The sequence below is a fragment of the Pseudomonas sp. MYb541 genome, from assembly GCF_037479595.1.
Lineage (GTDB): Bacteria > Pseudomonadota > Gammaproteobacteria > Pseudomonadales > Pseudomonadaceae > Aquipseudomonas > Aquipseudomonas canadensis.
This window is the reverse complement of sequence record NZ_JBBGYS010000003.1, coordinates 132543-156446: the sequence shown is the minus strand read 5'-3', so window position 1 is coordinate 156446 and position 23904 is coordinate 132543. Positions and strand designations below refer to the sequence as shown.

Annotated in this window: 25 protein-coding genes; 14 read left to right on the top strand and 11 right to left on the bottom strand. The window is 59.3% G+C overall.

Annotated features, from left to right (window positions below; translation table 11 throughout):
* Positions 1-123: 123 nt before the first annotated feature.
* Together WH299_RS03135 and WH299_RS03130 are read right to left on the bottom strand one after the other, a co-directional pair.
* The gene (locus WH299_RS03135) at positions 124-465 is read right to left on the bottom strand and encodes a hypothetical protein (RefSeq protein ID WP_323624327.1); all 342 of its coding nucleotides are present in this window, start codon (positions 463-465) and stop codon (positions 124-126) included.
* Positions 466-634: 169 nt separating this feature from the next.
* Complete coding sequence (locus tag WH299_RS03130; protein ID WP_323624326.1) at positions 635-1198, bottom strand: helix-turn-helix domain-containing protein; 564 nt, start codon at positions 1196-1198, stop codon at positions 635-637.
* 92 nt (positions 1199-1290) lie between these two features.
* On the opposite strand from WH299_RS03130, the gene WH299_RS03125 reads away from it, so the two are divergent.
* The 7 genes from WH299_RS03125 to WH299_RS03095 all read left to right on the top strand — a co-directional run bounded on the left by WH299_RS03125 (position 1291) and on the right by WH299_RS03095 (position 8388).
* A complete protein-coding gene (locus WH299_RS03125) occupies positions 1291-2220 on the top strand; it encodes a DMT family transporter (protein ID WP_323624325.1) in 930 nt (309 codons plus the stop codon).
* Positions 2221-2348: 128 nt separating this feature from the next.
* On the top strand, positions 2349-5270 hold the full coding sequence (locus WH299_RS03120) for a monovalent cation/H+ antiporter subunit A (protein WP_339549580.1): 2922 nt from the start codon (positions 2349-2351) through the stop codon (positions 5268-5270).
* Complete coding sequence (locus tag WH299_RS03115) at positions 5270-5614, top strand: Na+/H+ antiporter subunit C (RefSeq protein WP_003192163.1); 345 nt, start codon at positions 5270-5272, stop codon at positions 5612-5614. Before WH299_RS03120 ends, WH299_RS03115 begins: the two co-directional genes overlap by 1 nt.
* Positions 5611-7293, top strand: a complete 1683-nt coding sequence (locus tag WH299_RS03110; protein WP_339498640.1) for a monovalent cation/H+ antiporter subunit D — start codon at positions 5611-5613, stop codon at positions 7291-7293. Before WH299_RS03115 ends, WH299_RS03110 begins: the two co-directional genes overlap by 4 nt.
* Entirely contained in the window at positions 7290-7778 is a 489-nt protein-coding gene (locus WH299_RS03105; RefSeq protein ID WP_122729088.1) for a Na+/H+ antiporter subunit E, read from the top strand. Before WH299_RS03110 ends, WH299_RS03105 begins: the two co-directional genes overlap by 4 nt.
* A complete protein-coding gene (locus WH299_RS03100; protein ID WP_003211751.1) occupies positions 7775-8053 on the top strand; it encodes a K+/H+ antiporter subunit F in 279 nt (92 codons plus the stop codon). The genes WH299_RS03105 and WH299_RS03100 overlap by 4 nt, the downstream gene beginning before the upstream one ends.
* Positions 8050-8388 carry a Na+/H+ antiporter subunit G gene (locus WH299_RS03095; RefSeq protein ID WP_028616866.1) on the top strand — a complete coding sequence of 113 codons (339 nt, stop codon included), beginning with the start codon at positions 8050-8052 and terminating at the stop codon, positions 8386-8388. The genes WH299_RS03100 and WH299_RS03095 overlap by 4 nt, the downstream gene beginning before the upstream one ends.
* 126 nt (positions 8389-8514) lie before the next feature.
* Here WH299_RS03095 and WH299_RS03090 read toward each other — a convergent pair whose 3' ends face one another.
* Positions 8515-8973 carry an HIT family protein gene (locus tag WH299_RS03090; RefSeq protein ID WP_122684094.1) on the bottom strand — a complete coding sequence of 153 codons (459 nt, stop codon included), beginning with the start codon at positions 8971-8973 and terminating at the stop codon, positions 8515-8517.
* 113 nt (positions 8974-9086) lie between these two features.
* On the opposite strand from WH299_RS03090, the gene WH299_RS03085 reads away from it, so the two are divergent.
* Entirely contained in the window at positions 9087-9416 is a 330-nt protein-coding gene (locus tag WH299_RS03085) for a winged helix-turn-helix transcriptional regulator (RefSeq protein ID WP_122729091.1), read from the top strand.
* Here the strand turns inward: WH299_RS03085 and WH299_RS03080 are convergent.
* Together WH299_RS03080 and lepB are read right to left on the bottom strand one after the other, a co-directional pair.
* The gene (locus tag WH299_RS03080) at positions 9413-10195 is read right to left on the bottom strand and encodes an SDR family oxidoreductase (protein WP_323624323.1); all 783 of its coding nucleotides are present in this window, start codon (positions 10193-10195) and stop codon (positions 9413-9415) included. The two genes, WH299_RS03085 and WH299_RS03080, sit on opposite strands and share 4 nt — an antisense overlap.
* A 184-nt stretch (positions 10196-10379) precedes the next feature.
* Complete coding sequence (lepB, locus tag WH299_RS03075) at positions 10380-11048, bottom strand: signal peptidase I (RefSeq protein WP_339549579.1); 669 nt, start codon at positions 11046-11048, stop codon at positions 10380-10382.
* Positions 11049-11160: 112 nt separating this feature from the next.
* On the opposite strand from lepB, the gene WH299_RS03070 reads away from it, so the two are divergent.
* The 4 genes from WH299_RS03070 (at position 11161) to WH299_RS03055 (ending at position 14247) form a co-directional block, all read left to right on the top strand.
* On the top strand, positions 11161-11712 hold the full coding sequence (locus WH299_RS03070) for a dihydrofolate reductase family protein (protein ID WP_339549578.1): 552 nt from the start codon (positions 11161-11163) through the stop codon (positions 11710-11712).
* Between the two features lie 44 nt (positions 11713-11756).
* Positions 11757-12455 carry a Type 1 glutamine amidotransferase-like domain-containing protein gene (locus WH299_RS03065; protein ID WP_339549576.1) on the top strand — a complete coding sequence of 233 codons (699 nt, stop codon included), beginning with the start codon at positions 11757-11759 and terminating at the stop codon, positions 12453-12455.
* 300 nt (positions 12456-12755) lie between these two features.
* Complete coding sequence (locus WH299_RS03060) at positions 12756-13091, top strand: DUF6124 family protein (RefSeq protein WP_339549575.1); 336 nt, start codon at positions 12756-12758, stop codon at positions 13089-13091.
* Between the two features lie 130 nt (positions 13092-13221).
* Complete coding sequence (locus WH299_RS03055) at positions 13222-14247, top strand: hypothetical protein (RefSeq protein ID WP_339549574.1); 1026 nt, start codon at positions 13222-13224, stop codon at positions 14245-14247.
* A gap of 123 nt (positions 14248-14370) precedes the next feature.
* On the opposite strand, the gene cysS is transcribed toward WH299_RS03055, so the two are convergent.
* Positions 14371-15759 carry a cysteine--tRNA ligase gene (gene cysS / locus WH299_RS03050; protein ID WP_339549573.1) on the bottom strand — a complete coding sequence of 463 codons (1389 nt, stop codon included), beginning with the start codon at positions 15757-15759 and terminating at the stop codon, positions 14371-14373.
* 18 nt (positions 15760-15777) lie between these two features.
* Positions 15778-17478 (bottom strand): glutamine--tRNA ligase/YqeY domain fusion protein, encoded by a 1701-nt coding sequence (locus WH299_RS03045; RefSeq protein ID WP_339498658.1) that lies wholly within the window; start codon positions 17476-17478, stop codon positions 15778-15780.
* A gap of 249 nt (positions 17479-17727) precedes the next feature.
* Between WH299_RS03045 and WH299_RS03040 the strand changes: the two genes are divergently transcribed.
* Together WH299_RS03040 and lpxH are read left to right on the top strand one after the other, a co-directional pair.
* On the top strand, positions 17728-18231 hold the full coding sequence (locus tag WH299_RS03040) for a peptidylprolyl isomerase (RefSeq protein ID WP_339549572.1): 504 nt from the start codon (positions 17728-17730) through the stop codon (positions 18229-18231).
* Positions 18228-18977, top strand: a complete 750-nt coding sequence (lpxH, locus tag WH299_RS03035; RefSeq protein WP_339549571.1) for a UDP-2,3-diacylglucosamine diphosphatase — start codon at positions 18228-18230, stop codon at positions 18975-18977. The genes WH299_RS03040 and lpxH overlap by 4 nt, the downstream gene beginning before the upstream one ends.
* A 155-nt stretch (positions 18978-19132) precedes the next feature.
* Here the strand turns inward: lpxH and WH299_RS03030 are convergent, their stop codons facing one another.
* Genes WH299_RS03030 through WH299_RS03015 form a run of 4 tightly spaced genes read right to left on the bottom strand, consistent with a single transcriptional unit; the run spans position 19133 to position 23795 of the window.
* The gene (locus WH299_RS03030) at positions 19133-20662 is read right to left on the bottom strand and encodes a DHA2 family efflux MFS transporter permease subunit (protein WP_016977436.1); all 1530 of its coding nucleotides are present in this window, start codon (positions 20660-20662) and stop codon (positions 19133-19135) included.
* Entirely contained in the window at positions 20662-21861 is a 1200-nt protein-coding gene (locus WH299_RS03025; RefSeq protein WP_028616876.1) for an HlyD family secretion protein, read from the bottom strand. The genes WH299_RS03030 and WH299_RS03025 overlap by 1 nt, the downstream gene beginning before the upstream one ends.
* 15 nt (positions 21862-21876) lie before the next feature.
* The gene (locus tag WH299_RS03020; protein ID WP_339549570.1) at positions 21877-23325 is read right to left on the bottom strand and encodes an efflux transporter outer membrane subunit; all 1449 of its coding nucleotides are present in this window, start codon (positions 23323-23325) and stop codon (positions 21877-21879) included.
* The gene (locus WH299_RS03015; RefSeq protein WP_016977433.1) at positions 23322-23795 is read right to left on the bottom strand and encodes a MarR family winged helix-turn-helix transcriptional regulator; all 474 of its coding nucleotides are present in this window, start codon (positions 23793-23795) and stop codon (positions 23322-23324) included. The genes WH299_RS03020 and WH299_RS03015 overlap by 4 nt, the downstream gene beginning before the upstream one ends.
* Positions 23796-23904 lie beyond the last annotated feature (109 nt).

The following is a 23904-nucleotide window of genomic DNA, read 5'->3' as shown; positions in this document are numbered from 1 at the left end:
CTAGTTTCCTGGTAAAAAATGGAGCAACACACAATTAAAATCAGCAAACTGTCTAACGAGTGTTGCTCCAGCAACAGTCCTTCTGTTGTTGATTACAACGCAGAACTCACTCTTTTCGAGGGTCTAATCCTCGACTGCATACACCGCTTGTGCTGAGTGGTTTTCGTTGTTGACGATATAGCTGGCAGTAGCTTCCGTTGCGGGAGAAGCAAAGAGCGCATCAAACAATGTAAATTCAAGCATCGTATCGACATCCGTGACTGTCGCACGCGAGAAGAAAGTCCATTGGCCGTCAGTATCGACTTGAACATCAACCACGTCACCAATTGCGATCCCTGGATATAGCGGGACGGCGTACCGTGCTTTGTTACCTGCGACTACTGCGCGAGAAATGACATTGCCACTAGAGGGCACAATAGAGGGCGCAGGTAGTAAGGCTGAGCGAGACACTAAAATTCCATTCATTATTAAATCCTCTTTCAATAAAGTTGAAAACACGCCCCCACCGCATTCGAAATGAATATGGATTTTAAAATCACCGCACAAAAAAGCTAAGACAGTGAAACTAGAGCGCCGACCGAATATAAATAATCAACTCAAAAGAAATAAGCTGTGAAATCTGATAGTTGACAAACTAAATAACGACATTCCTTACAAACTTTACGGCGACATCCCCATCATTGCGATAGGTGTGAGGCTGATGACTGGCGAACATGAAAAACTCGCCAGTACCGATTGTCTTGTCTTCACCTGCCAACACCAGGGTCAGGCAACCTTCAAAGACAAACAGCTGCTCGCTCCAGCCTTCAAGGTCGGGGTCCGGGCAGTAGCGATCGCCGGGCTCAAGGCGCCACTCCCAGAGTTCGACTTCCCGCCGCGCCGTGGCCTTGGCCAGCAACACCGCCTTGCTGCCGTCGATCTCACCGGCCCAGGCCAGCTCGTTGATGCGGCTATGGTCACGCACATCCGGCGCCTGGATCAGGTCGCTGAAGGCCACGTCCAACGCTTCGGCCACACGGTCGAGGGTGGACAGGCTGACGTTCTTCTCCCCCGCCTCAATGGCCACCAGCATGCGTCGGCTGACCCCGGATTTTTCCGACAGCGCGGTCTGGCTCAGGTCGGCGGCGTGGCGCAGGCGACGAACGTTCTGGCTGACGTGCTGCAGGACCGAAGCCCGGTGTGGATTTTCTTTGTGCACTATATTGCTCAATGGGTGGGTGTGCGCAGTATACTGCCCAGCGTGCGGCGCATTGTGCGGTCCGTGCCTTTCCCTTGCAAGACCGAGCCGCCATGACCACCCCGAACTCCCCCTCGCGTTTCAACCGTTTCAGTAAAGCCGAATGCATCCTGGTGGTGATCACCATGATCTGGGGCGGCACCTTTTTGCTGGTGCAGCACGCGATGACCGTCAGCGGGCCGATGTTTTTCGTCGGGCTACGGTTTGCGGCGGCGGCGATCGTGGTGGGGTTCTTTTCCCTGCGCACCCTGCGCGCCCTGACGCTGTTCGAGTTAAAGGCGGGAGTGTTCATTGGCGTGGCAATCATGTTTGGCTACGGCCTGCAGACCATTGGCTTGCAGACGATCTTGAGCAGCCAGTCGGCGTTTATCACGGCTTTGTATGTACCGTTCGTTCCGTTGCTGCAATGGCTGGTGCTGGGACGCCGTCCGGGCTTGATGCCGAGCATTGGCATCATGCTGGCGTTTACCGGCTTGATGCTGTTGACCGGGCCTGCGGGCGCTTCGTTGAATTTCAGTCCCGGTGAAATCGCCACCTTGATTGGCGCGGTCGCGATTGCGGCGGAGATTATTTTGATCAGTGCATTTGCCGGGCAGGTAGATGTCCGCCGGGTGACCGTGGTGCAACTGGCCACCGCGTCGTTATTGTCGTTCCTGATGGTGGTGCCGATGGGCGAGGCGTTGCCGGGGTTTTCGTGGTTGCTGCTGTTCAGTGCAGTCGGCCTGGGTTTGACCAGTGCGGTGATACAAGTGGCAATGAACTGGGCGCAGCAGAGTGTCTCGCCTACCCGAGCCACGTTGATTTATGCCGGTGAGCCGGTGTGGGCTGGCGTGGTGGGGCGGATCGCCGGGGAACGCTTCCCGCCGATTGCGATGCTGGGCGCGGTGTTGATTGTGGCGGCGGTGATTGTCAGTGAGATGAAGACAAAGGCCCAGAAGGCGCTGGCGGTGGACAATGAGCTGGAGCAGGAACATCAGGGCTGAGGGAGCATTGAAACAATGCCAAATGGGCGTTTTCGACCTACCTTGTAGGATCCTGCCACATCTTGCCGTTTGGTGATCGAGAAAGCGGCACGTATGATGCATCCCAAACTCCCGCAGATTAGAAGCCTATGTCCCTGATAGTTCTACTGCTTCTGCCGTTCGCTGGCAGCTGTCTGGCGGCCTTGCTGCCGCACAATGCACGTAACACCGAATCCCTGCTGGCCGGCCTTGTGGCCCTGGGCGGCACTATTCAAGTCGCCCTGCTCTACCCCCAGATCGCCCACGGTGGCGTGATCCGCGAAGAATTCATGTGGTTGCCCAGCCTCGGGCTGAACTTCGTGCTGCGCATGGATGGGTTTGCCTGGCTGTTCTCGATGCTGGTGCTGGGCATCGGCACGCTGGTGTCGTTGTATGCGCGCTATTACATGTCGCCGGACGACCCGGTGCCGCGCTTCTTTGCGTTTTTCCTGGCGTTCATGGGCGCCATGCTCGGGCTGGTGATCTCCGGCAACCTGGTCCAGATCGTGTTCTTCTGGGAACTGACCAGCCTGTTCTCGTTCCTGCTGATCGGCTACTGGCACCACCGCGCTGATGCACGGCGTGGTGCCTATATGGCGTTGATGGTTACCGGTGCGGGCGGCTTGTGCCTGCTGGCGGGCGTGATGTTGCTGGGGCATATCGTCGGCAGCTATGACCTCGACCAGGTGCTGGCGGCCGGCGATCAGATTCGCGCGCACGCGCTGTACCCGGTCATGCTGGCCCTGGTGCTGATCGGCGCCTTGAGCAAAAGCGCGCAGTTCCCGTTCCACTTCTGGCTACCCCATGCGATGGCGGCGCCCACGCCGGTGTCGGCGTACCTGCATTCGGCAACGATGGTGAAGGCCGGCGTGTTCCTGCTGGCCCGCCTGTGGCCGTCGCTGTCCGGCAGCGAAGAATGGTTCTATATCGTCGGCGGTGCCGGCGCGATTACCCTGCTTCTCGGCGCTTACTGCGCCATGTTCCAGAATGATCTCAAAGGCCTGCTGGCCTACTCCACCATCAGCCACCTTGGGCTGATCACCTTATTGCTTGGCCTGAACAGCCCGCTGGCCGCCGTCGCAGCCGTATTCCATATCCTCAACCACGCCACATTCAAGGCCTCGCTGTTCATGGCCGCAGGCATCATCGACCACGAAAGCGGCACGCGCGATATCCGCAAGCTCAGCGGGCTGGTGCGTTTGATCCCGTTTACCGCGACCCTGGCGATGGTGGCCAGTGCGTCCATGGCGGGCGTGCCGTTGCTCAACGGCTTCCTGTCCAAAGAGATGTTCTTCGCCGAAACCGTGTTCATCACCTCGACCGCTTGGGTGGAGTTTGCCCTGCCGTTGATCGCGACCATCGCCGGTACGTTCAGCGTGGCCTACGCGCTGCGTTTCACCGTGGATGTGTTCTTCGGCCCGACGGCGACCAACCTGCCGCACACCCCGCATGAACCGCCGCGCTGGATGCGCGCACCGGTTGAACTGCTCGTGTTCACCTGCCTGTTGGTGGGGATTTTCCCGGCCCAGGTGGTGGGTTCGATCCTCGCCGCTGCCGCCCTGCCAGTGGTCGGCGGTGTACTGCCGGAGTACAGCCTGGCGATCTGGCACGGCTGGAACGCGCCGATGATCATGAGCCTGGTGGCCATGTCCGGCGGCGTGGTGCTCTATCTGCTGCTGCGCAAGCAACTCAAGCGTGGCCGCTTCAAATACCCGCCCATCATCAGCTACTTCAACGGCAAGCGCGGCTTCGAGCGCAGCCTGGTGGTGATGATGCGCGGTGTGCGCAAGATCGAGAAACGCATCAGCACCAAGCGCCTGCAGACCCAATTGTTCCTGCTGGTGCTGGTGGCGGTGATCGGCGGCATGATCCCGATGCTCAACAGCGGCCTCAGTTGGGGCGACCGGCCGAAGATCCCGGGTTCCATTGTGTTCGTGACCCTGTGGCTGCTGGCGATTGCCTGTGCCCTCGGCGCTGCCTGGCAAGCCAAGTACCACCGGCTGGCGGCCCTGACCATGGTCAGCGTGTGCGGCCTGATGACCTGCGTGACCTTCGTGTGGTTCTCGGCGCCGGACCTGGCGCTGACCCAACTGGTGGTCGAAGTGGTGACCACGGTGCTGATCCTGCTCGGCCTGCGCTGGTTGCCACGGCGGATCGAGGAAGTGTCGCCACTGCCGAGTTCGCTGCGCAAGGCGCGCATTCGCCGTCTGCGCGACTTCCTGTTGTCCACCGTGGTAGGTGGCGGCATGGCACTGCTGTCCTACGCGATGCTGACGCGCCAGACGCCCAACGATATTTCCTCGTTCTACTTAAGCCGCGCCCTGCCCGAAGGCGGCGGCAGCAATGTGGTGAACGTGATGCTGGTGGACTTCCGGGGCTTCGATACCTTGGGTGAAATCACCGTACTTGGCGCCGTGGCGCTGACCGTGTACGCCCTGCTCCGCCGCTTCCGTCCATCCAAGGAAAGCATGCAACTGCCCGCGCAACAGCGCCAGTTGGCGCCGGACGTGGCCACCGACCTGGTCAACCCACGCCAGGCCAGCGACACCGCCCTGGGCTTCATGATGGTGCCGGCGGTGCTGGTGCGCCTGCTGCTGCCGATAGCGCTGGTGGTGTCGTTCTACCTGTTCATGCGCGGCCACAACCAACCGGGCGGCGGGTTTGTCGCCGGGCTGGTGATGTCGGTGGCGTTTATCCTGCAATACATGGTCGCCGGTACGCAGTGGGTCGAGGCGCAGATGAGCCTGCGACCGATGCGCTGGATGGGCTTTGGCCTGTTCTCAGCGACGCTGACCGGCCTCGGTGCATTGTTTGCCGGGTATCCGTTCCTCACCACCCACACCTGGCATTTCAGCCTGCCGCTGCTCGGCGACATCCATATCGCCAGCGCCTTGTTCTTCGACGTCGGCGTGTACGCCATGGTCGTCGGCTCGACGCTGCTGATGCTCACCGCCCTCGGTCACCAGTCCGTGCGGGCCCACAAACCGAGCAACCAGGCCAAAGTGGTTGCCGCAACGGAAGGAGCCGCCTGATGGAAGAAGTCATCGCAATTGCCATTGGGGTCCTGGCGGCCTCCGGCGTCTGGCTGATCCTGCGGCCACGGACATTCCAGGTGGTGATGGGCCTGTGCCTGCTGTCGTACGGGGTCAACCTGTTCATTTTCAGCATGGGCAGCCTGTTTATCGGCAAGGAGCCGATCATCAAGGACGGCGTGCCGCAAGACTTGCTCAACTACACCGATCCCCTGCCCCAGGCGCTGGTGCTCACGGCCATCGTGATCAGCTTCGCCATGACCGCCTTGTTCCTGGTAGTGCTGCTGGCCTCCCGCGGCCTGACCGGTACGGACCATGTGGACGGCCGGGAGCCCAAGGAATGACGTGGATGAATCAAATGATCGTCGCGCCGATCCTGTTGCCGTTGCTGACGGCCGCATTGATGCTGATGCTCGGCGAGAAGCACCGCCCGCTGAAGGCGCGCATCAACCTGTTCTCCAGCGTCATTGGCCTGGGCATCGCTATTTTGCTGCTGTACTGGACGCAAAAAGGCGGCCCTGGCTCGATCGGCGTGTACCTGCCGGGCAACTGGCAAGTTCCGTTTGGCATCGTGTTGGTGGTGGATCAGTTGTCGGCGCTGATGCTGGTGCTCACCGGCATCATTGGCGTGAGCGCGTTGCTGTTCGCCATGGCCCGCTGGGACCGCGCGGGCACCAGTTTCCATGCGTTGTTCCAGGTGCAGATGATGGGGTTGTACGGTGCGTTCCTCACCGCCGACCTGTTCAACCTGTTCGTGTTCTTCGAGGTGCTGCTGGCGGCGTCCTATGGCTTGATGCTGCACGGCTCGGGCCGCGCGCGAGTGTCGGCTGGGCTGCATTACATTGCGATCAACCTGTTGGCGTCGTCGTTGTTCTTGATTGGCGCGGCGATGATCTACGGGGTGACCGGCACGCTGAACTTTGCCGACCTGGCGTTGAAAATCCCATTGGTACCGGAGGCTGATCGCGGCCTGCTGCACGCTGGCGCTGCAATTCTCGCGACCGCATTCCTGGCCAAGGCCGGCATGTGGCCGCTGAACTTCTGGCTGGCGCCCGCCTATTCCTCGGCCAGTGCGCCGGTGGCGGCGATGTTTGCGATCATGACCAAGGTCGGCGTGTACACCGTGCTGCGCCTGTGGACCCTGCTGTTTTCCGGCCAGGCCGGTGCCTCGGCGCTGTTTGGCGGTGACTGGCTGGTATACGGCGGCATGGCAACCATCATCTGTGCGGCGCTGGCGATGGTGGCGGCGCAGCGGCTGGAGCGCATGGCCAGCTTGAGCATCCTGGTGTCGGCGGGGATCTTGCTGTCTGCCGTTGGTTTCGCTCAGCCAAGCCTGACGGCGGGGGCGCTGTTTTATCTGGTCAGCTCGACGCTGGCATTGAGCGCACTGTTCCTGCTGGCCGAGTTGATCGAGCGTTCGCGCTCGGCCAACGACCTGCCGCTGGATGAAGAGATCGATGCGCTGCCCAAGGCCATGGAGTCCCTGCATCCGCGCCCTGGCGTCAACCTCGATGACGAGCAGAAAGCCGTGGTCGGCCAGGTGATTCCCTGGACCATGGCCTTCCTGGGCCTGAGCTTTATCGCCTGCGCCCTGCTGATCATCGGCATGCCGCCGCTTTCCGGGTTTATCGGCAAGCTCAGCCTGTTGAGTGCACTGGTCAATCCGCTGGGCCTGGGCGTCAGTGTCGACGAGCCGATTCGTCCCGCCGCGTGGGGCCTGGTGGCGCTGCTGATTCTTTCCGGCCTGGCGTCGCTGATCGCCTTTGCGCGCCTGGGCATCCAGCGTTTCTGGACCCCGGAAGAGCGCCCTTCGCCGCTGCTGCGTCGCTACGAGTGCCTGCCGATCTTCTTCCTGCTCGGCTTGAGCATCCTGCTGACCTTCAAGGCCGAGCCGCTGATGCGCTACACCCAGGACACGGCTGCCAGCCTGAACAACCCGGAGCACTATGTAATGGCGGTGATGGCGACGCGACCGGTGCCGAGCCCTGAAGCCAAGGCCGCCGCGCTGGAGGTGCAGCCATGAAACGCCTATTCCCTGCCCCGTGGTTGTCGCTGGCGTTGTGGCTGTTGTGGCTGGTGCTCAACCTGTCCGTGAGCCCCGGCAACCTGCTGCTGGGCGCGCTGCTGGGCTTTCTGGCGCCACTGATGATGGCGCCGCTGCGGCCATTGCCAATCCGCATGCGCCGCCCTGGGGTGATCATTCGCCTGTTTTTCCTGGTAGGCCGCGATGTGATCATCTCCAACCTGCAAGTGGCCTGGGGCGTGCTGATATGCGGCTCCCGCCCGCCGCGTTCGCGCTTTATCAAGATCCCCCTGGACCTGCGCGACGCCAACGGCCTGGCCGCGCTGTCGATGATCACCACGGTGGTGCCCGGCACCATTTGGTCGGAACTGGCACTGGACCGCAGCATCCTGCTCTTGCACGTGTTTGATCTGGAGGACGAAGCGCCCTTCATCGAGCACTTCAAATCCACCTACGAACGGCCCCTGATGGAGATCTTCGAATGAGCGCCCTGCTCTCCAATGCGATCCTGTTCAGCCTGTTCCTGTTCTCGCTGGCGATGGTGCTGACCCTGGTCCGCCTGTTCAAAGGCCCATCCGCGCAAGACCGGGTACTGGCGCTGGACTACCTGTACATCCTGGCGATGCTGATGATGCTGGTGCTGGGCATTCGCTATGCCAGTGACACCTACTTTGAAGCGGCGCTGCTGATCGCGCTGTTCGGCTTCGTGGGCTCGTTTGCCCTGGCCAAATTCCTGCTGCGTGGGGAGGTGATTGAATGATGCCGTTATGGATGGAGATCGTCGTGGCGGTGCTGCTGGTGTTGAGCAGTGTGTTTGCATTGATTGGCGCGATCGGCTTGCTGCGCATGAAGGACTTCTTCCAGCGCATGCACCCGCCGGCATTGGCTTCGACGTTGGGGGCGTGGTGTGTGGCGTTGGCGTCGATCATTTATTTTTCGGTGCTCAAATCCGGGCCGGTGTTGCATGGGTGGTTGATTCCGATTTTGTTGTCGATCACGGTGCCGGTGACCACGTTGCTGCTGGCCCGTACGGCGCTGTTCCGCAAGCGCATGGCCGGTGATGACGTACCGGCCGAAGTCAGCAGCCGCCGCTGATTCATCAAGCGAACACAGTAAAAAAGGTGGGAGCGGGCTTGCTCGCGAATGCGGTTTTTCAGTCAGCACATCAGCGACTGACCCACCGCATTCGCGAGCAAGCCCGCTCCCACATTTGGTTTTGCATTAGACAAATGATCTGATATGCGCCGCCAACTCCGCTAGCTCGGCATCATCCGCCCGCACAAAATCGTGGGACGAGATATAGCCCTCATAGGCTTCGAAGAACTTCTCCACCTTGGAGCTGATGGGCTTGAAGGTACTGTCCCCGCCCGTCCCATGCATGGGAAACAGCTTCGCATGTAAATGATCCACTCCATACCCTTCCAGCATCATCCCCGTACGCGCCACATCCGGAAACGCCCGGTCGATCTGCAACGCGGTCTTCTTCGCCGCTATCGCAAGCCCGGCCAACACCTCATCCGACTGCGCAAACGCATAGCTGCCGTAGTGCTGCTTGGGGATCACTACGCTGAAACCCGGTGTATTGGGAAAAATCGACAGGAAGGCCATATGCTGGTCGTCTTCCCACAGAATGTGCGCAGGGGAGGTCTTTTGAACAATGCTGCAGAAGATACAATCCATTTGAATCACCGCCGGTTTCATCATGGGTTTGGTCGTGTCGACCATCTAAAGCCAGGCTGCGGCGGACGTCAAAGCAAATGGCAACTTTCCGAAATGTCCGAAGGGCGTATGCAATGAGTAAAACCTACACCCCTGCCACCGCGGCCGCCGACGTCGAAACCACCCTCGCCTGGCTTGGCGGGCGCTGGAAGCTGATCATCCTGTTCCACCTGTTCGGCGGCCAGGTGCAGCGTTACTCCGACCTTGAGCGGCTGATCCCGGATATCTCGCAGAAGATGCTCGCCCAGCAATTGCGTCAGCTCGAGGCCGATGGTTTGGTGCAACGCACGGTCTACCCGGTGGTGCCGCCCAAGGTGGAATACCGCATGACCGAGTGGGGCCAGAGCCTGTGCCCGGTGCTGGATGGCCTGCTCAAATGGCAGGCCGCCAAGCCGACAAGTTAGACCGTGGGCACGGTACCGCCGTCAATCACGTACTCGGTGCCGCTGATCGACGCGGCGCGGGGCGAGACCAGGAAGGCGATCAAGTCAGCCACCTCCTGGGGCTTGGCCGGCCGTCCAAGCGGAATACCGCCGAGCGCCTGCATGATGATCTGCTTGCCCCCCTCGTAATCCGTTCCCGCCTGCTCCGCCAGGCGCTCCGCCAGTGCCACCGCCGCGTCCGTCTCCACCCAGCCAGGCGAAACCCGCACCACCCGAATACCCTTGGGCGTCACTTCTTTCGACAGGCTCTTGCTGTAGGTCGCCAACGCCGCCTTCGCTGCGGCATACGCAGTGGTCGACTCCGGCAACGGCAACTCCCGCTGGATCGAAGTGACATGAATAATCACCCCGGCCCCACGTTCGAGCATCCCCGGCAGCAGCGCCCGATCCACCCGCACCGCCGCCATCAGGTTCTGGCCCAGGGCACTCGACCACTGCTCATCGTCCAGTACCGCAAAACCACCGCCAGGCGCGCTAGAGCCGCCGAGTACATTAACGATGATATCCACGCCGCCAAACCGCTCCTTCACCGCCTCGGTAGCACTCGCACAACCCGCGGCAGTGCCCAGGTCGGCGGCGATGAAATGCACGCCTTCTGGCGTCGAATCCGCCGCCGAACGCGCGACCGAAATCACCAGGGCGCCTTGCTCACGCAACACCGCCACCACGGCGGCGCCGATACCTTTGGTGCCACCGGTGACCAGCGCACGAAGGCCTTTTAGTCCGAGATCAAAGCTCATGGAACCTACTCCTGGGTAAACGAAGACCGCAGGATAGGAACCGGGCGGACAGCCCACAAGAACGCACGAAAAGGTAATGGGCTAACCCAAAAGTGAGTGTCTGGATTCAGGGGCCCTCGTAACACACCCAACTGTAGTAGCCATCGCTGGCAAGCCAGCTCCTACAGTGTATTGGGGCTTGTCCTTACAGGATCGGCGCGCCAAACCTGTTCAGGCGTGGCATCCAGTGATCCAGGATCTGCGCCGACGCCAGCACATGATGCGCCCGTCCGATCAACAGCCGGCGCGGCACAAAACCGATGTACCGGGAGTCATCGCTGTTATCGCGATTGTCCCCCAGCATGAAATAGCTGTCGGCCGGCACCACCACCGGGCCGAAATTGCGCAACGCCCGCACGGTCGGCATGAACTGCACCGTGTGCTGTCGGTTGGCCACCCACTCATTCAACTTGATCCCCGGCACCGTATGACCAGGCACGATGGGTTCGCTGATGTCCTGGGCATCACTGTAGGTAGCCGGCACGCCGTTGACCCACAACACCTCATCTTTCATCTCCAGGGTGTCACCGGGAATGCCAACGATGCGCTTGATCAGGCGCATGCCGTCCTTGGGCGACGAGAACGTCACCACATCGCCGCGCTGGGGGCTATCGATTTTGGCCAGGGAAATATCGGTGAGCGGCACTTTGAGGTCATAGGCCACGCGGTTGACCAGCACCACATCACCCTCCAGCAAGGTCGGGCGCATGGAGCCAGAGGGAATGGGATTCCAATCGGCCAGGGAGGTGCGAAAAACGCCGAAGCACACCCAGAAAATGATGGCGTAACGGTAACGGATCAACCAACTTCGCATACATCCTCGCACTGCAGAAAGGGGCGTCAGGGTTATTTCTTCGACATTCGGTTTTTGCATCGGCGGATTAAATTAACATTAGCGCTCAAGCGCACGAAAAGGAGTTTTCGCAATGGATGTCAAATGCTCAGTCTTTATCGCAGCCAGCGTGGACGGCTTCATTGCCCGTCCGGACGGTGATATCGAATGGTTGCACCAACCCGCGTATGAAACCGCCGAGTTGAAGGGTGTGACCTATGAAAACTTCATTGCCACGGTGGATTCGCTGGTGATGGGCCGCAAAACCCTGGAGAAGGTCCTGTCCTTTCCCGAATGGCCCTATGAAGGTACGCCGGTCATTGTGCTCTCTTATCAGCAACTGCAAATCCCTGCGCATCTGGAGGGCAAGGTCGAGGTCATGGCAGGCGACGTCACCTCACTCGTGGCAACGTTGGCCGAACGCGGTATGAAGCACCTCTATATCGACGGTGGCCAGACGATCCAGGCGTTTCTTGAAGCGGGCCTGGTCAATGAGCTGATCATCACGCGTATCCCGGTTTTACTCGGGCAAGGGATCCCACTCTTCAGCCAGATCGGTCGAGAACTTGAGCTTCGCCATATCGGCACGCATGAGTCGGACAATGGTTTTGTTCAAAGTCGGTATCAAGTGATGCAATCTTCATAGCGGCGGCAGACACTCATATCGCGCAAGACGGACAGGAGGTCAGGATGACTAAGCACATTATTGTTATCGGCGGCGAGTCCACCGAAGACATGCAGCGTATGACGCGTATCGATAAACACATCGTCGCGTCATCTGGCAAAACGCACCCTACTGTGCTCTACATCTCCACCGCCAATGGCGATGACCGAATCAAGATTTCCGATTTCACCGCCAAATATGAAAGCGCTGGCTGCCGTGTAACCACGCTGGCATTTTTCATTTCACCCTTCCCCAACGCCAATCATGTTTCATCACTCTTTGAGCAAGCCGACATTATTTACGTACCAGGCGGAAATACCCGCGCCATGTTGGCGATCTGGCGCGAATTTGCTGTAGTGGACCATCTGAAGAGGGCCTGGGAAAACGGCAAAGTCCTGTGTGGTGTCAGTGCAGGCGCCATTTGCTGGTTCGAGCACGGGCATTCCGATTCAGGGGGAGCGTTCGCGCTGATTGACGGCCTGGGATTGCTGCCAGGAGCGCTGTGTCCGCATTTCAGCTCAGAAGCGGGAAGGGAAATCTCGTTTGTCGAGCTTGTTCAGCTTGAGGGGATACAACCCGCCTACGCGGTCGATGATGGCGTCGCTTTGCACTTCAAGGACGGCGAGTATCACGAGACCATCTATAACGACGCAGCTAATAGCGCCTATAAAGTCAGTACAAGGCCCCCATACCTAGCACAGGTATTGCAAACTTCAGGCAGGTAAGCGCAGCAAGGAAATTTCCGACAGCGTTTTAGGGTTGTCGCTCGGAAAATGGCTGCCTAATCTTCGGTGGTCGCTGCAAATTCAGCGACCGGGTTTCGCAGCCCGGTTAAACTCTAGACGCACAGCGTCCACCTCAGATAGCGGGCGCTTTTTTATGCCTGATGTTATGGCGGCTGTGCGCGGGATACCTTCGGGTATGCCGGGTGCCTAGAGTCCCGGTCTGCGAACCTGCGCACAGCTGCCACCCGGGTATCGTTTCGCAGCGATGGGTGGTGGCTCCCATACTCTAGGAGCTTCGCGATGATTAAAGACAATCCGAATCCGCCGTCAGATGCAACCGCGCCTCACAATGCCGCTCATCGAGCAATTAATCACTATCTGAACCCGTTAGAAAAACCAAGGCTTCCAGTTGGGGACCATGGCTTGTTTACCGTGCGCGAAGGAATAGACATTGAAACGCTTCTGGTAAACGCGTCGGAGGATCTTGAGTCGGCTCAAGCGCTGGCAAGTCATTTGGCTTTTGAGATTGATGGCGCCCCACGTAGCGTGGCGCTGGGAGTTTGCCGGATACTGGATGGGATTCAGTTATTGGTTGCGAAGATCATGGATCACAAGGAGATCGCAGTCCGAAAGTAGACCCATAAAGGGGCGATTTCATCCGAGCAGTAGGATCGCTCCTCTCACTGACGACATCACATAGTGGCATTTTGACCAAAATTCAGGTTTTATAGCTCACTGCTAAGTGTTTATAGATCAGGATGACATTATGGACAGAGCGAGCTTTCTTTCTAGAAACAGAGTTTCAGACCAAGAATGGGCAAAAGTATCTATAAGTTGGGAGGAGCTTCTAGAAATACACACAGACTACAGCGGTAGAATTCGACAATTAGAAGACGCAGCAGAGTTCGTTGTTAAAACAATACAATCATTTAGCGGAGTTCATTCCGTCCGCTGGCGAGTAAAAGACCCAGAACATCTCATTGAAAAGATAATACGAAAGCAATCCGTAGAGAAACCTACGAAAAAATACTTATCAATTTCGAAAAATAACTATCACAAAATCGTTTCAGACCTAGTTGGCGTGCGAGCACTACACTTATTTAAAGATGAAGTATTTAATATCCACGAAAAAGTTACAGAAATGTGGGGCCTTGACGAAAAGGCAGTTTCATATATAAGAGAGGGTGATCCGCAAGACCTGGTAACTGCCTTCAAGCAATGCGGAATAACCCCAAAAATTCACCCGGCCGGCTACAGATCCGTTCATTACGTACTGAAAATGAGACCTGGAAATACTGAGATATTAATTGAAGTTCAGGTAAGAACAATTTTTGAGGAAGCGTGGAGCGAAATAGATCACAAAGTCAGATATCCGAACTTTTCAGAAAACAAACAAATTGAGTCAATCTTAAAAATATTTAATAGATTAGCTGGCAGCGCAGACGAGCTCGGAGGTTTTATTAAAAGCCTGAACAGCGAATTTGACGAAATAGACCACCGCGTATCCAATGCCAACAAAGATCGCGACCAAAGCATTGAAAAAATGCAGGCTCTAGTATCTCAACTATCAGCCGCAAAACAATTAAATGCAGAGGCCACTACAAACCTCGTAAGGCTTCAGTCAGAATTGGACAAAGTCAAAGCCGCTGTAAAAGAGGGTTCAGAAAGCAAAGCACAATCAAAAGACTATTATTACATTCACACCGATAGCGGCCGAATTATAAAAATGCCGAGGGGCAATACAAGAAACACAGTTCTCACTGGCGATGGGGGAACACCATCCCCTCAATAGAGAGCCCAGAAACATAGTCAACAACGTAAAAAGGCAATCTCATACACACCTCACCTCCAAGCCAAGCCTCATTTAAAAAACGCCCCGAACCAGTCGGGGCGTTTTTCATTCGGCGTTTACCAATCAAGCCTGATCAGCCAACCGCCACGTCGTCCCACCTTTCCCGTCTTCCAACACCACACCCATTGCGGTCAGTTGGTCGCGGATACGGTCGGATTCCGCCCAGTCTTTATTGGCACGCGCTGCAAGACGCGCCTGGATCAGCGCATCCACTTGCGCCGCATTCACACGCCCTTCGGCGCCGGCTTGCAGGAAGTCATCCGCTTCCATCTGCAACACGCCCAGCACACTGGCCAGTTCTTTCAAGCGCGCTGCCAGACCCGCCGCGGCGTCGAGATCGCTCTCACGCAAACGGTTGATCTCGCGCACCATCTCGAACAGCACCGCGCAGGCTTCCGGTGTACCAAAGTCGTCGTTCATGACTTCGGTAAACCGTGCGACGAAGACTTCGCCGCCGGCCGGTGCCACGGCTGGCAGGCCTTTCAACGCGTGGTAGAAACGCTCCAGGGCGCCCTTGGCGTCCTTGAGGTTGTCTTCCGAGTAGTTGATGGCGCTGCGGTAGTGGCTCGACACCAACAGGTAACGCACCACTTCCGGATGGTACTTTGCCAGCACGTCGCGGATGGTGAAGAAGTTGTTCAAGGACTTGGACATCTTCTCGCCATTGATGCGGATCATGCCGCAGTGCATCCAGGCGTTGGCGTAAGTCTTGCCGGTGGCGGCTTCGCTTTGGGCGATTTCGTTTTCGTGGTGCGGGAACTCCAGGTCGCTGCCGCCGCCATGAATGTCGAAGGTCTCGCCCAGGCAGCAGGTGGACATTACCGAGCATTCGATGTGCCAGCCCGGACGCCCGGCGCCCCATGGCGATTCCCAGCTTGGCTCGCCCGGCTTGGTTGCCTTCCACAGCACGAAGTCGAGCGGGTCCTGCTTGGCTTCGTCGACTTCGATACGTGCGCCGATGCGCAGGTCTTCGATTTTCTTGCGCGACAGCTTGCCGTAGCCCATGAACTTGGCGACGCGGTAGTACACGTCGCCGTTGCCTGGGGCGTAGGCGTAACCCTTGTCGATCAGGGTCTGGATCATCGCGTGCATGCCAGGGATGTGGTCCGTGGCACGCGGTTCCATGTCCGGCTTGAGGATATTGAGGCGCGCCTCGTCCTCGTGCATCGCGGCGATCATGCGCTCGGTCAGCGCGTCGAACGACTCGCCGTTTTCATTGGCGCGGTTGATGATCTTGTCGTCGATGTCGGTGATGTTGCGCACATAGGTCAAGTCATAGCCGCTGAAACGCAACCAGCGGGTCACCAGGTCGAAGGCAACCATGCTGCGGCCGTGGCCGATGTGGCAGTAGTCGTACACGGTCATGCCGCACACGTACATGCGCACCTTGTTGCCATCCAGCGGCTTGAAGACTTCTTTGGTCTTGCTGAGTGTGTTGTAGATCGTTAGCACAACGGCTTCCTTAGAGAATCACTGGCCCCACGAATCACGCAAGGTCACGGTACGGTTGAATACCGGCTGACCGGGTTTCGAGTCCTTGATATCCGCGCAGAAGTAACCTTCGCGCTCGAACTGGAAACGGTCTTCCGGCTGTGCGTCGCCAAGCGATGGCTCGGCACGACAACCAGTGAGTACTTGCAAGGAGTCAGGGTTGATGTTGTCGAGGAAACTGGCGCTGTCTTCGGCCTTTTCAGGGTTCGGCGAGCGGAACAGGCGATCGTACAGGCGCACTTCGCACTCGATGCTGGCCGCGGCCGGCACCCAGTGGATCACGCCCTTGACCTTGCGGCCTTCAGGGTTCTTGCCCAGGGTGTCCGGATCGTAGGAGCAACGCAGTTCGACGATGTTGCCATCGGCGTCCTTGATCGCTTCGTCGGCACGGATCACGTAGCTGCCGCGCAGGCGCACTTCGCCGTTCGGCTCCAGGCGCTTGTAGCCCTTTGGCGGCTCTTCCATGAAGTCATCGCGGTCGATGTAGATTTCACGGGCGAACGGCAGCTTGCGCACGCCGAGTTCTTCTTTCTGCGGATGACGCGGCAGTTCGAGGTTGTCGACCTTGTCTTCCGGGTAGTTGGTGATCACGACCTTCAACGGGCGCAGCACGCACATGGCGCGCGGAGCATTCGCGTCCAGGTCCTGGCGGATGCTGAATTCGAGCATGCCGAAGTCGACCACGCCGTCGGAACGGTTAGTGCCGACCATGTCGCAGAAGTTGCGGATCGACGCCGGTGTGTAGCCACGGCGGCGGAAGCCCGACAGCGTGGACATGCGCGGGTCGTCCCAACCATGGACGTGCTTTTCATCGACCAGTTGCTTGAGCTTGCGCTTGCTGGTGATGGTGTAGTTCAGGTTCAGGCGGCTGAACTCGTACTGACGCGGGTGCGCCGGCACTGGCAGGCTGTCCAGGAACCATTCGTACAGCGGGCGATGGCTTTCGAACTCCAGGGTGCAGATGGAGTGGGTGATGCCTTCGATGGCGTCGGACTGACCGTGGGTGAAGTCGTAGTTCGGGTAGATGCACCACTTGTCACCGGTCTGGTGGTGATGGGCATGGCGGATGCGGTACATGATCGGATCGCGCAGGTTCATGTTCGGCGAGGCCATGTCGATCTTGGCACGCAGCACGCGGGCGCCGTCCGGGAACTCACCGGCGCGCATGCGGGCGAACCAGTCCAGGTTCTCTTCCACCGAACGGTCGCGGAACGGGCTGTTCTTGCCCGGCTCGGTCAGGGTGCCACGGTATTCCTTGGCCTGCTCCGGGGTCAGGTCGTCGACGTAGGCCTTGCCGGCCTTGATCAGTTCGACGGCCCAGTCGAACAGCTGGTCGAAGTATTTGGAGGCATAGCGCACTTCACCGGACCATTCGAAGCCCAGCCACTTGATGTCGCTTTCGATGGCGTCGATGTATTCCTGGTCTTCCTTGGCCGGGTTGGTGTCGTCGAAACGCAGGTGCGTGACGCCACCGAACTCCTGGGCCAGGCCGAAGTTCACACAGATCGACTTGGCGTGACCGATGTGCAGGTAGCCGTTGGGCTCTGGCGGGAAGCGGGTGACGATCTGCGTGTGCTTGCCCGAATCCAGGTCCGCCTGGATGATCGGGCGCAGGAAATTGACCGGGACGGCAGGTCCGGCCTTGGCATTCGAGGTAGGGTCGACAGTGGGCTTGCTCATAGGATCCTTGAACAGACAGGTTCGTGGCCGGGTGAGGCCAGATAAAACAAAGGCGATATCATAGCCGATGCTGTCAAGCACCTGACAGCGCAGCACCGAAAACTGCAGCATTTATTGCATCGGCGGTGAAAAACCACCTCGAAATTCCTGCAGGGCACGCTAAACTGCGCGCCTTGGCCGCAGTTTCGCCATACCGGTCGTGGTGCCCAGGCACCCAAACCCACGAATTCCCTGAAAAGAGTAGTGAACATGACTCAAGTCAAACTGACCACCAACCACGGTGACATCGTCATCGAGCTGAACGCCGAGAAAGCGCCGAACACCGTCGCCAACTTCATCGAGTACGTGAACGCCGGCCACTACGAAAACACCGTTTTCCACCGTGTTATCGGCAACTTCATGATCCAGGGCGGCGGTTTCGAGCCTGGCATGAAAGAAAAGAAAGACAAGCGTCCAAGCATCCAGAACGAAGCGGACAATGGCCTCTCCAACGACAAGTACACCGTCGCCATGGCCCGTACCATGGAGCCGCATTCGGCCTCCGCGCAGTTCTTCATCAACGTCGCCGACAATACCTTCCTGAACCACAGCGGCAAGAACGTGCAGGGTTGGGGCTACGCGGTATTCGGTAAAGTGACCGAAGGCCAGGACGTCGTTGACAAGATCAAAGGCGTGCAGACCACCAGTAAAGCCGGTCACCAGGACGTTCCGGTAGAAGACGTTATCGTCGAGAAAGCCGAGATCGTTGGGTGATATTGCTGATTTCAGATTTGCATCTGGAAGAGGAGCGCCCGGATATTACCCGGGCGTTTCTGGATCTGCTCCACCACCGCGCTCGTGGCGCCCAGGCGTTGTACATTCTGGGGGACTTCTTTGAAGCCTGGATTGGCGACGATGGGATGACCCCCTTCCAGCGTTCGATTTGCACAGCGTTGCGCGAGCTGAGCGACAGCGGCACCCCGACTTTCATCATGCACGGCAACCGTGATTTCCTGATCGGCAAGGCGTTCTGCAAAGCCGCAGGTGCCACCTTGCTCAAGGACCCGAGTGTCGTGCAGCTCCATGGCGAGCCCGTGCTATTGATGCACGGCGACAGCCTCTGTACCCGCGACGTCGGCTATATGAAGCTGCGGCGCATCCTGCGCAACCCGATTGTGTTGTTTATCCTGCGCCACCTTCCTTTGAGCACCCGCCATAAGCTGGCGCGCAAGCTGCGCAGTGAAAGCCGGGCGCAGACGCGCATGAAAGCCAACGACATTGTGGATGTGACGCCCGAGGAAGTGCCGCGGGTGATGCAGCAGTTCGGCGTGCGCACCCTGGTCCACGGCCATACTCACCGCCCCGCCATTCACAAGTTGCAGATTGGTGACCAGGCGGCCAAGCGCATCGTGCTGGGGGATTGGGACAAGCAGGGCTGGGCGTTGCAGGTGGATGAGCAAGGGTTTCAGTTGGCGGCGTTTGATTTCATCAATCCGCAGCTGGCGTTGCCTGGGGCTTGAGCCACCAACACCCCTGATCCCCTGTGAAAGGAGATCAAAATGTGGGAGGGGGCTTGCCCCCGATGACTGTGGATCTGTCAGCATATTTTTGGCTGACCCACCGCTATCGGGGGCAAGCCCCCTCCCACAGTTGATTGCATTCCAGCCCTTGCGGATCAGTGACCGGAGGCCGCTGGACCCGCTTTCGCGGTGAACGGCGGCTTCGCCAGCCACACCAGCAACATCAACCCCATGAACATCCACCCCAGCAACGTGAAGTAATCCACGGTGGACATCATGTACGCCTGGCTGGTGAGGATCTGATCCAGCTGCGTGTAGGCCTTCTGCCCTGCCCCGCCCAGCGCTTGCAAGGCATCGCGGGTCGCGGAGTCGTAGGTGGTCATGTTTTCGCTCATGTAAGCATGGTGCTGGTCCGCCCGGCGGATCCAGATCCAGGTGGTCAGCGACGCCGCAAAACTACCGCCCAGGGTCCGCAGGAAAGTTGCCAAACCCGCGCCGTCGGCAATCTGGTGCGGCGGCAGGTCGGACATCAGGATGCTCAGGGTCGGCATGAAGAACAACGCCACGCCGATCCCCATGAACAGCTGCACCAGGGCGATATGCTGGAAGTCCACCTCATTGGTAAAACCTGCGCGCATGAAACAACTCAGACCAATCGCCAGGAATGCCAGGCCCGCCAACAGACGCAGGTCGAACTTGTGCGCGTACTTGCCGACAAACGGCGACATCAGCACCGGTAAGATACCAATCGGCGCAACCGCCAGCCCCGCCCAAGTCGCGGTGTAGCCCATCTGGGTCTGCAGCCATTGCGGCAGGATCAGGTTGATACCGAAGAAGCCCGCGTAGCCCAGGATCAACACAATGGTGCCGATCCGGAAGTTACGGTAAGCGAACAGCTTAAGGTTGACCACCGGGTGTTTGTCGGTGAGTTCCCAGATGATGAACACCGCCAGGGCAATCACCGAAATCGCCGCACCGATGATGATGAAGTTGGATTCGAACCAGTCCAGGTCATTGCCCTTGTCGAGGATGATCTGCAAGGCGCCGACACCGACGATCAGGCTCAACAGCCCCACGTAGTCCATCGGTTGATGGCTGGTGACCACTGGGCGTTTCTTCAGCTGGGAACGCACCACCATCACCGCAAAAATGCCGATCGGTACGTTGATGAAGAAGATCCACGGCCAGCTGTAGCTGTCCGTGATCCAGCCACCGAGGATGGGGCCGGCAATTGGCGCCACCACCGTGACCATCGCCAACAGCGCCAGGGCCATGCCGCGCCTCGCCGGCGGGTAGACCGCAATGAGCAGTGTCTGGGTCATCGGGTACAACGGCCCGGCCACCAGGCCTTGTATGACCCGAAAGGCGATCAGCTCGGGCATCGACGTGGAAATACCACAGAGGAACGACGCCAGCACAAACAGCATGGTCGCCCATAGAAACAGCTTCACTTCGCCAAAACGGCGGCTCAACCAGCCGGTGAGTGGCAAGGCAATCGCGTTGCTCACCGCAAACGAGGTGATGACCCAGGTGCCCTGCTCCGAACTCACGCCCAGGTTGCCGGAAATGGTCGGCAACGCCACGTTGGCGATAGTGGTGTCGAGCACCTGCATGAAGGTCGCCAGCGACAGGCCAATGGTGGCCATCAACAGGCTGGGTGGCGTGAAGGAGGCGTTATTGCTCATCAGCGTTGCACAGCCTTGGGTGCGGCGAGGCTGTTGTCATGGATCAACTGGGTGATCATGGCATCCGCTTCGGCGAGTTGGCGGTCATACACGTTGGTGGTGAACGAGGCTTTCTGCGGCGCCTGCTGCGCCAGGACCGGGCCGCTCTGGTCGTGCAGGTCCACGTTGACCAGGGTACTCAAGCCCACCCGCAGCGGGTGCTTGGCCAACTCGTCAGCATTGATATGGATGCGCACCGGCACCCGTTGCACGATCTTGATCCAGTTACCGGTGGCGTTCTGCGCCGGCAGCAGGGCAAATGCGCTACCCGTACCTGCACCCAGGCTATCGATGGTGCCGCTGAATTTCACGTCGCTGCCATAGATGTCCGACTCGATGTCCACCGGCTGGCCGATGCGCATGTCGCGCAGTTGGGTTTCCTTGAAGTTGGCGTCGATCCATAGCTGGTTCAGCGGAATCACGGCCATCAACGCGGTGCCCGGTTGCACGCGTTGGCCCAGTTGCACAGTGCGCTTGGCCACGTAGCCGGTGACCGGTGCGATCAAGGTACTGCGCGCATTGGTCAGGTAGGCCTGGCGCAATTGCGCAGCGGCGGCCTGCACGTCGGGGTGGGACGAGATCACGGTGTCATCCACCAACGCATTGGTGGTTTTCAGTTGCTGCTCAAGGTTGGTCAGCGCGTTTTTAGCGGCGGTCAGGCTGTCACGGGCGTGGGACAGTTCTTCCTGGGAAATCGCCCCGCCCTGGGCCAGGGTTTTACGGCGGTTGAAGTTATCCTGGGCGGTTTGCACGTCGGCTTTCTGCGCATTGACCTGCGCCTTCATACCGTCGACGTTGCTGTACAAGCCGCGCACCTGGCGCACGGTGCGGGCCAGGTTGGCCTGGGCGCTTTGCAGGCCGACGGCGGCGTCGTTCGGGTCGAAGTTGACCAGCACTTGGCCTTCGTGGACCAGGTCGCCATCGTCGGCACCGATGCTGACCACCGTGCCGGTGACCAGTGGGGTGATTTCCACCACGTTGCCATTCACATAGGCATCGTCGGTGCTTTCATTGAAGCGGCCATAGAGTTCATACCAGCCCCACACGCCCACCACCGCCAGGATGACGATCAGCGCCAGGCCGATCAGCATCACTTTGCGTTTGCGGGGGTTGCTGTCCTTGGGTTGTTCAGTTGCGTTGGTGTTTTCGGCAGTGGCCATGACAAATACCTCAAATTATTCCGAGCGGGCGGGGGTGGTCGCGGCCATGTTCCTGGCGTCGTATCCGCCACCCAGGGCCTGCATCAATTGAATCGACAGATCGATCTGCGCGGCATTCAGCGTCGCCAGTTGGCGCTGGGCTTGCAGCAATTGCTGCTCGATGCTGAGCACATCCAGGTAGTTGCCGATGCCGGAGCTGTAGCGCTGCACGCCGGTGTCGTAGGACTGCTGGGCAATGTCCGCGGCATGTTGCTGGGCCTGGATCTGCCGGCCGGTGTCGCGCAGTTGTGAAAGGGTGTTGCCGATATCGCCCAGGGCTTGCACCAGGGTCTTGTTGTACTGCGCCACGGCCAGGTCGTAGTCAGCGTCACGGGCATCGAGGTCGGCGCGCAGGCGGCCGCCGTCAAAGATCGGCAGTGAAATCGTCGGCGCAATGTTGAAGAAGCGGCTGGCCGAACCAAACATTGCATCCCCCAGCAACGACTCGGCCCCAGCGCTCGCGCTCAGGTTGAGGTTGGGGTAGAAGCGGGTCTTGCTCGCATCGATATTCTTGCCGGCTGCCTCGACACGCCAGCGCGCGGCGATCAGGTCCGGACGACGGCCCAGCAGCTCGGCGGGCAACACCGAGGGCACGGCGACGGCGCTGGGTTTCAGCACGTTGGGTCGGGCCAGTTCACTGCCCCGGTCCGGGCCTTTGCCGAGCAACACCGCCAAGGCAATCTTGGCGCTTTGCAGTTGTTTTTCCGCATCGATCAGTTGCGACTGGGAGCTGGCTTCCAGGCTTTCGGTCTGCTGGTACTGGTAGTGGCTGTCGATACCCGAGTTCAGGCGACGCTTGCCCAGGTCGAGCATCTGCCGGGTGCGCTTGAGGTCGTCTTCGGCCAAGTCCCGCACGATGTGGGCCTGACCCAGGTCGCTGTAGGCCTTGGCCACGTTGGCAGCCAGGGTCAGCCGCGCGGCCTGTTGATCGACCTGGGCGGCGCGCGCCTCGCCCAACGCGGCTTCCCAGGCGGCCCGCTGGCCACCCCAGAGGTCGAAGTTGTAGTTGAAGCTGGCGCCGATGTTGCGCACGGTGGAATAGGCATCGCCCTCCCCGCGTGGGTCCTGGTCTTTGGCCAGGCGCGAACGGCTCACGCCCGCGCTGACATCCAGGGTCGGCATGCGCTCGGCGTTGGCGGCATAGGCAGCGGCCTCGGCCTGGTGGGAACGGGCGCTGGCAACTTGCATATCGGGGCTGTTTTGCAGGGCTTCCTGGATCAGGCCGTCGAGCTGTGGGTCGCCGAGGCTTTTCCACCAATCGGCGCTGGGCCAGGCCGCGCTCGATAATGTCACGCCGCTCAACGTCTTGCCGGTTTGCAGGCTGCCGGCGTCGAGGCGTTTGCCTTGGGTGTCGAGGCCGCTGTAGTTGGCGCAACCGGCCATGCTCATGGCCACCAGCACCAGGCTAAGTGCGCGTCTGTTCATTCATTACCTACCCGCTGGATGACGATGGCGTCACCGGCAGCTACCAGAATTTTCTTGAGGATCCGTTCCAGGGTTTGCAACTCGCCAGGCTCCAGGGCGCCGGCCAACTCGTTCATCGACTGCGCGCCGATGTGCGGCAGCATGTCCGCCAGGCGCTGGCCGTCTTCGGTGAGCACCAGCCGCACCTGGCGCCGGTCCTGCTCGGAGCGCTGGCGCGCCAGCAGGCCCTTCTGTTCCAGGCGGTCGAGCATGCGGGTCATGGAGCCGCTGTCCAGGGACAGGTTGCGGCACAGTTCCGCCGGGGTATCGACGTCGAACTGGGCAATGATGATCAACACCTTGAACTGCGCGGCCGTCACGCCATGCGGTTCCATATGGGTATCGATAATGCGGTCCTTGAGCAGCGCCGCCCGGCCCAGAAGCAGGCCGAGATGGCAGTTGCGAAAACTGTCAGGAGTGAAGTGAGACATCGGAAGTCACCTTATTACTGCCTAGGCAGTGAATGTATGACAAGATGTTACTGCTTAGGCAGCGAATGTCAAATGGAATTATTAGCTTGCTTGGTATCTGGCGGGTGAG

Excerpts from the sequence above, each read along its gene's own strand:
- WH299_RS03085 (WP_122729091.1), top strand. The coding sequence starts at position 9,087 with ATGAGTAAAACCTACACCCCTGCCACCGCGGCCGCCGACGTCGAAACC.
- lepB (WP_339549579.1), bottom strand. The coding sequence starts at position 11,048 with ATGCGAAGTTGGTTGATCCGTTACCGTTACGCCATCATTTTCTGGGTG.
- WH299_RS03105 (WP_122729088.1), top strand. The coding sequence starts at position 7,290 with ATGAAACGCCTATTCCCTGCCCCGTGGTTGTCGCTGGCGTTGTGGCTG.
- WH299_RS03025 (WP_028616876.1), bottom strand. The coding sequence starts at position 21,861 with ATGGCCACTGCCGAAAACACCAACGCAACTGAACAACCCAAGGACAGC.
- WH299_RS03100 (WP_003211751.1), top strand. The coding sequence starts at position 7,775 with ATGAGCGCCCTGCTCTCCAATGCGATCCTGTTCAGCCTGTTCCTGTTC.
- WH299_RS03030 (WP_016977436.1), bottom strand. The coding sequence starts at position 20,662 with ATGAGCAATAACGCCTCCTTCACGCCACCCAGCCTGTTGATGGCCACC.
- WH299_RS03080 (WP_323624323.1), bottom strand. The coding sequence starts at position 10,195 with ATGAGCTTTGATCTCGGACTAAAAGGCCTTCGTGCGCTGGTCACCGGT.
- WH299_RS03110 (WP_339498640.1), top strand. The coding sequence starts at position 5,611 with ATGACGTGGATGAATCAAATGATCGTCGCGCCGATCCTGTTGCCGTTG.
- WH299_RS03120 (WP_339549580.1), top strand. The coding sequence starts at position 2,349 with ATGTCCCTGATAGTTCTACTGCTTCTGCCGTTCGCTGGCAGCTGTCTG.
- WH299_RS03045 (WP_339498658.1), bottom strand. The coding sequence starts at position 17,478 with ATGAGCAAGCCCACTGTCGACCCTACCTCGAATGCCAAGGCCGGACCT.
- WH299_RS03015 (WP_016977433.1), bottom strand. The coding sequence starts at position 23,795 with ATGTCTCACTTCACTCCTGACAGTTTTCGCAACTGCCATCTCGGCCTG.
- WH299_RS03040 (WP_339549572.1), top strand. The coding sequence starts at position 17,728 with ATGACTCAAGTCAAACTGACCACCAACCACGGTGACATCGTCATCGAG.
- WH299_RS03135 (WP_323624327.1), bottom strand. The coding sequence starts at position 465 with ATGAATGGAATTTTAGTGTCTCGCTCAGCCTTACTACCTGCGCCCTCT.
- WH299_RS03090 (WP_122684094.1), bottom strand. The coding sequence starts at position 8,973 with ATGGATTGTATCTTCTGCAGCATTGTTCAAAAGACCTCCCCTGCGCAC.
- WH299_RS03020 (WP_339549570.1), bottom strand. The coding sequence starts at position 23,325 with ATGAACAGACGCGCACTTAGCCTGGTGCTGGTGGCCATGAGCATGGCC.
- WH299_RS03055 (WP_339549574.1), top strand. The coding sequence starts at position 13,222 with ATGGACAGAGCGAGCTTTCTTTCTAGAAACAGAGTTTCAGACCAAGAA.
- WH299_RS03065 (WP_339549576.1), top strand. The coding sequence starts at position 11,757 with ATGACTAAGCACATTATTGTTATCGGCGGCGAGTCCACCGAAGACATG.
- WH299_RS03125 (WP_323624325.1), top strand. The coding sequence starts at position 1,291 with ATGACCACCCCGAACTCCCCCTCGCGTTTCAACCGTTTCAGTAAAGCC.
- WH299_RS03115 (WP_003192163.1), top strand. The coding sequence starts at position 5,270 with ATGGAAGAAGTCATCGCAATTGCCATTGGGGTCCTGGCGGCCTCCGGC.
- WH299_RS03095 (WP_028616866.1), top strand. The coding sequence starts at position 8,050 with ATGATGCCGTTATGGATGGAGATCGTCGTGGCGGTGCTGCTGGTGTTG.
- WH299_RS03060 (WP_339549575.1), top strand. The coding sequence starts at position 12,756 with ATGATTAAAGACAATCCGAATCCGCCGTCAGATGCAACCGCGCCTCAC.
- WH299_RS03070 (WP_339549578.1), top strand. The coding sequence starts at position 11,161 with ATGGATGTCAAATGCTCAGTCTTTATCGCAGCCAGCGTGGACGGCTTC.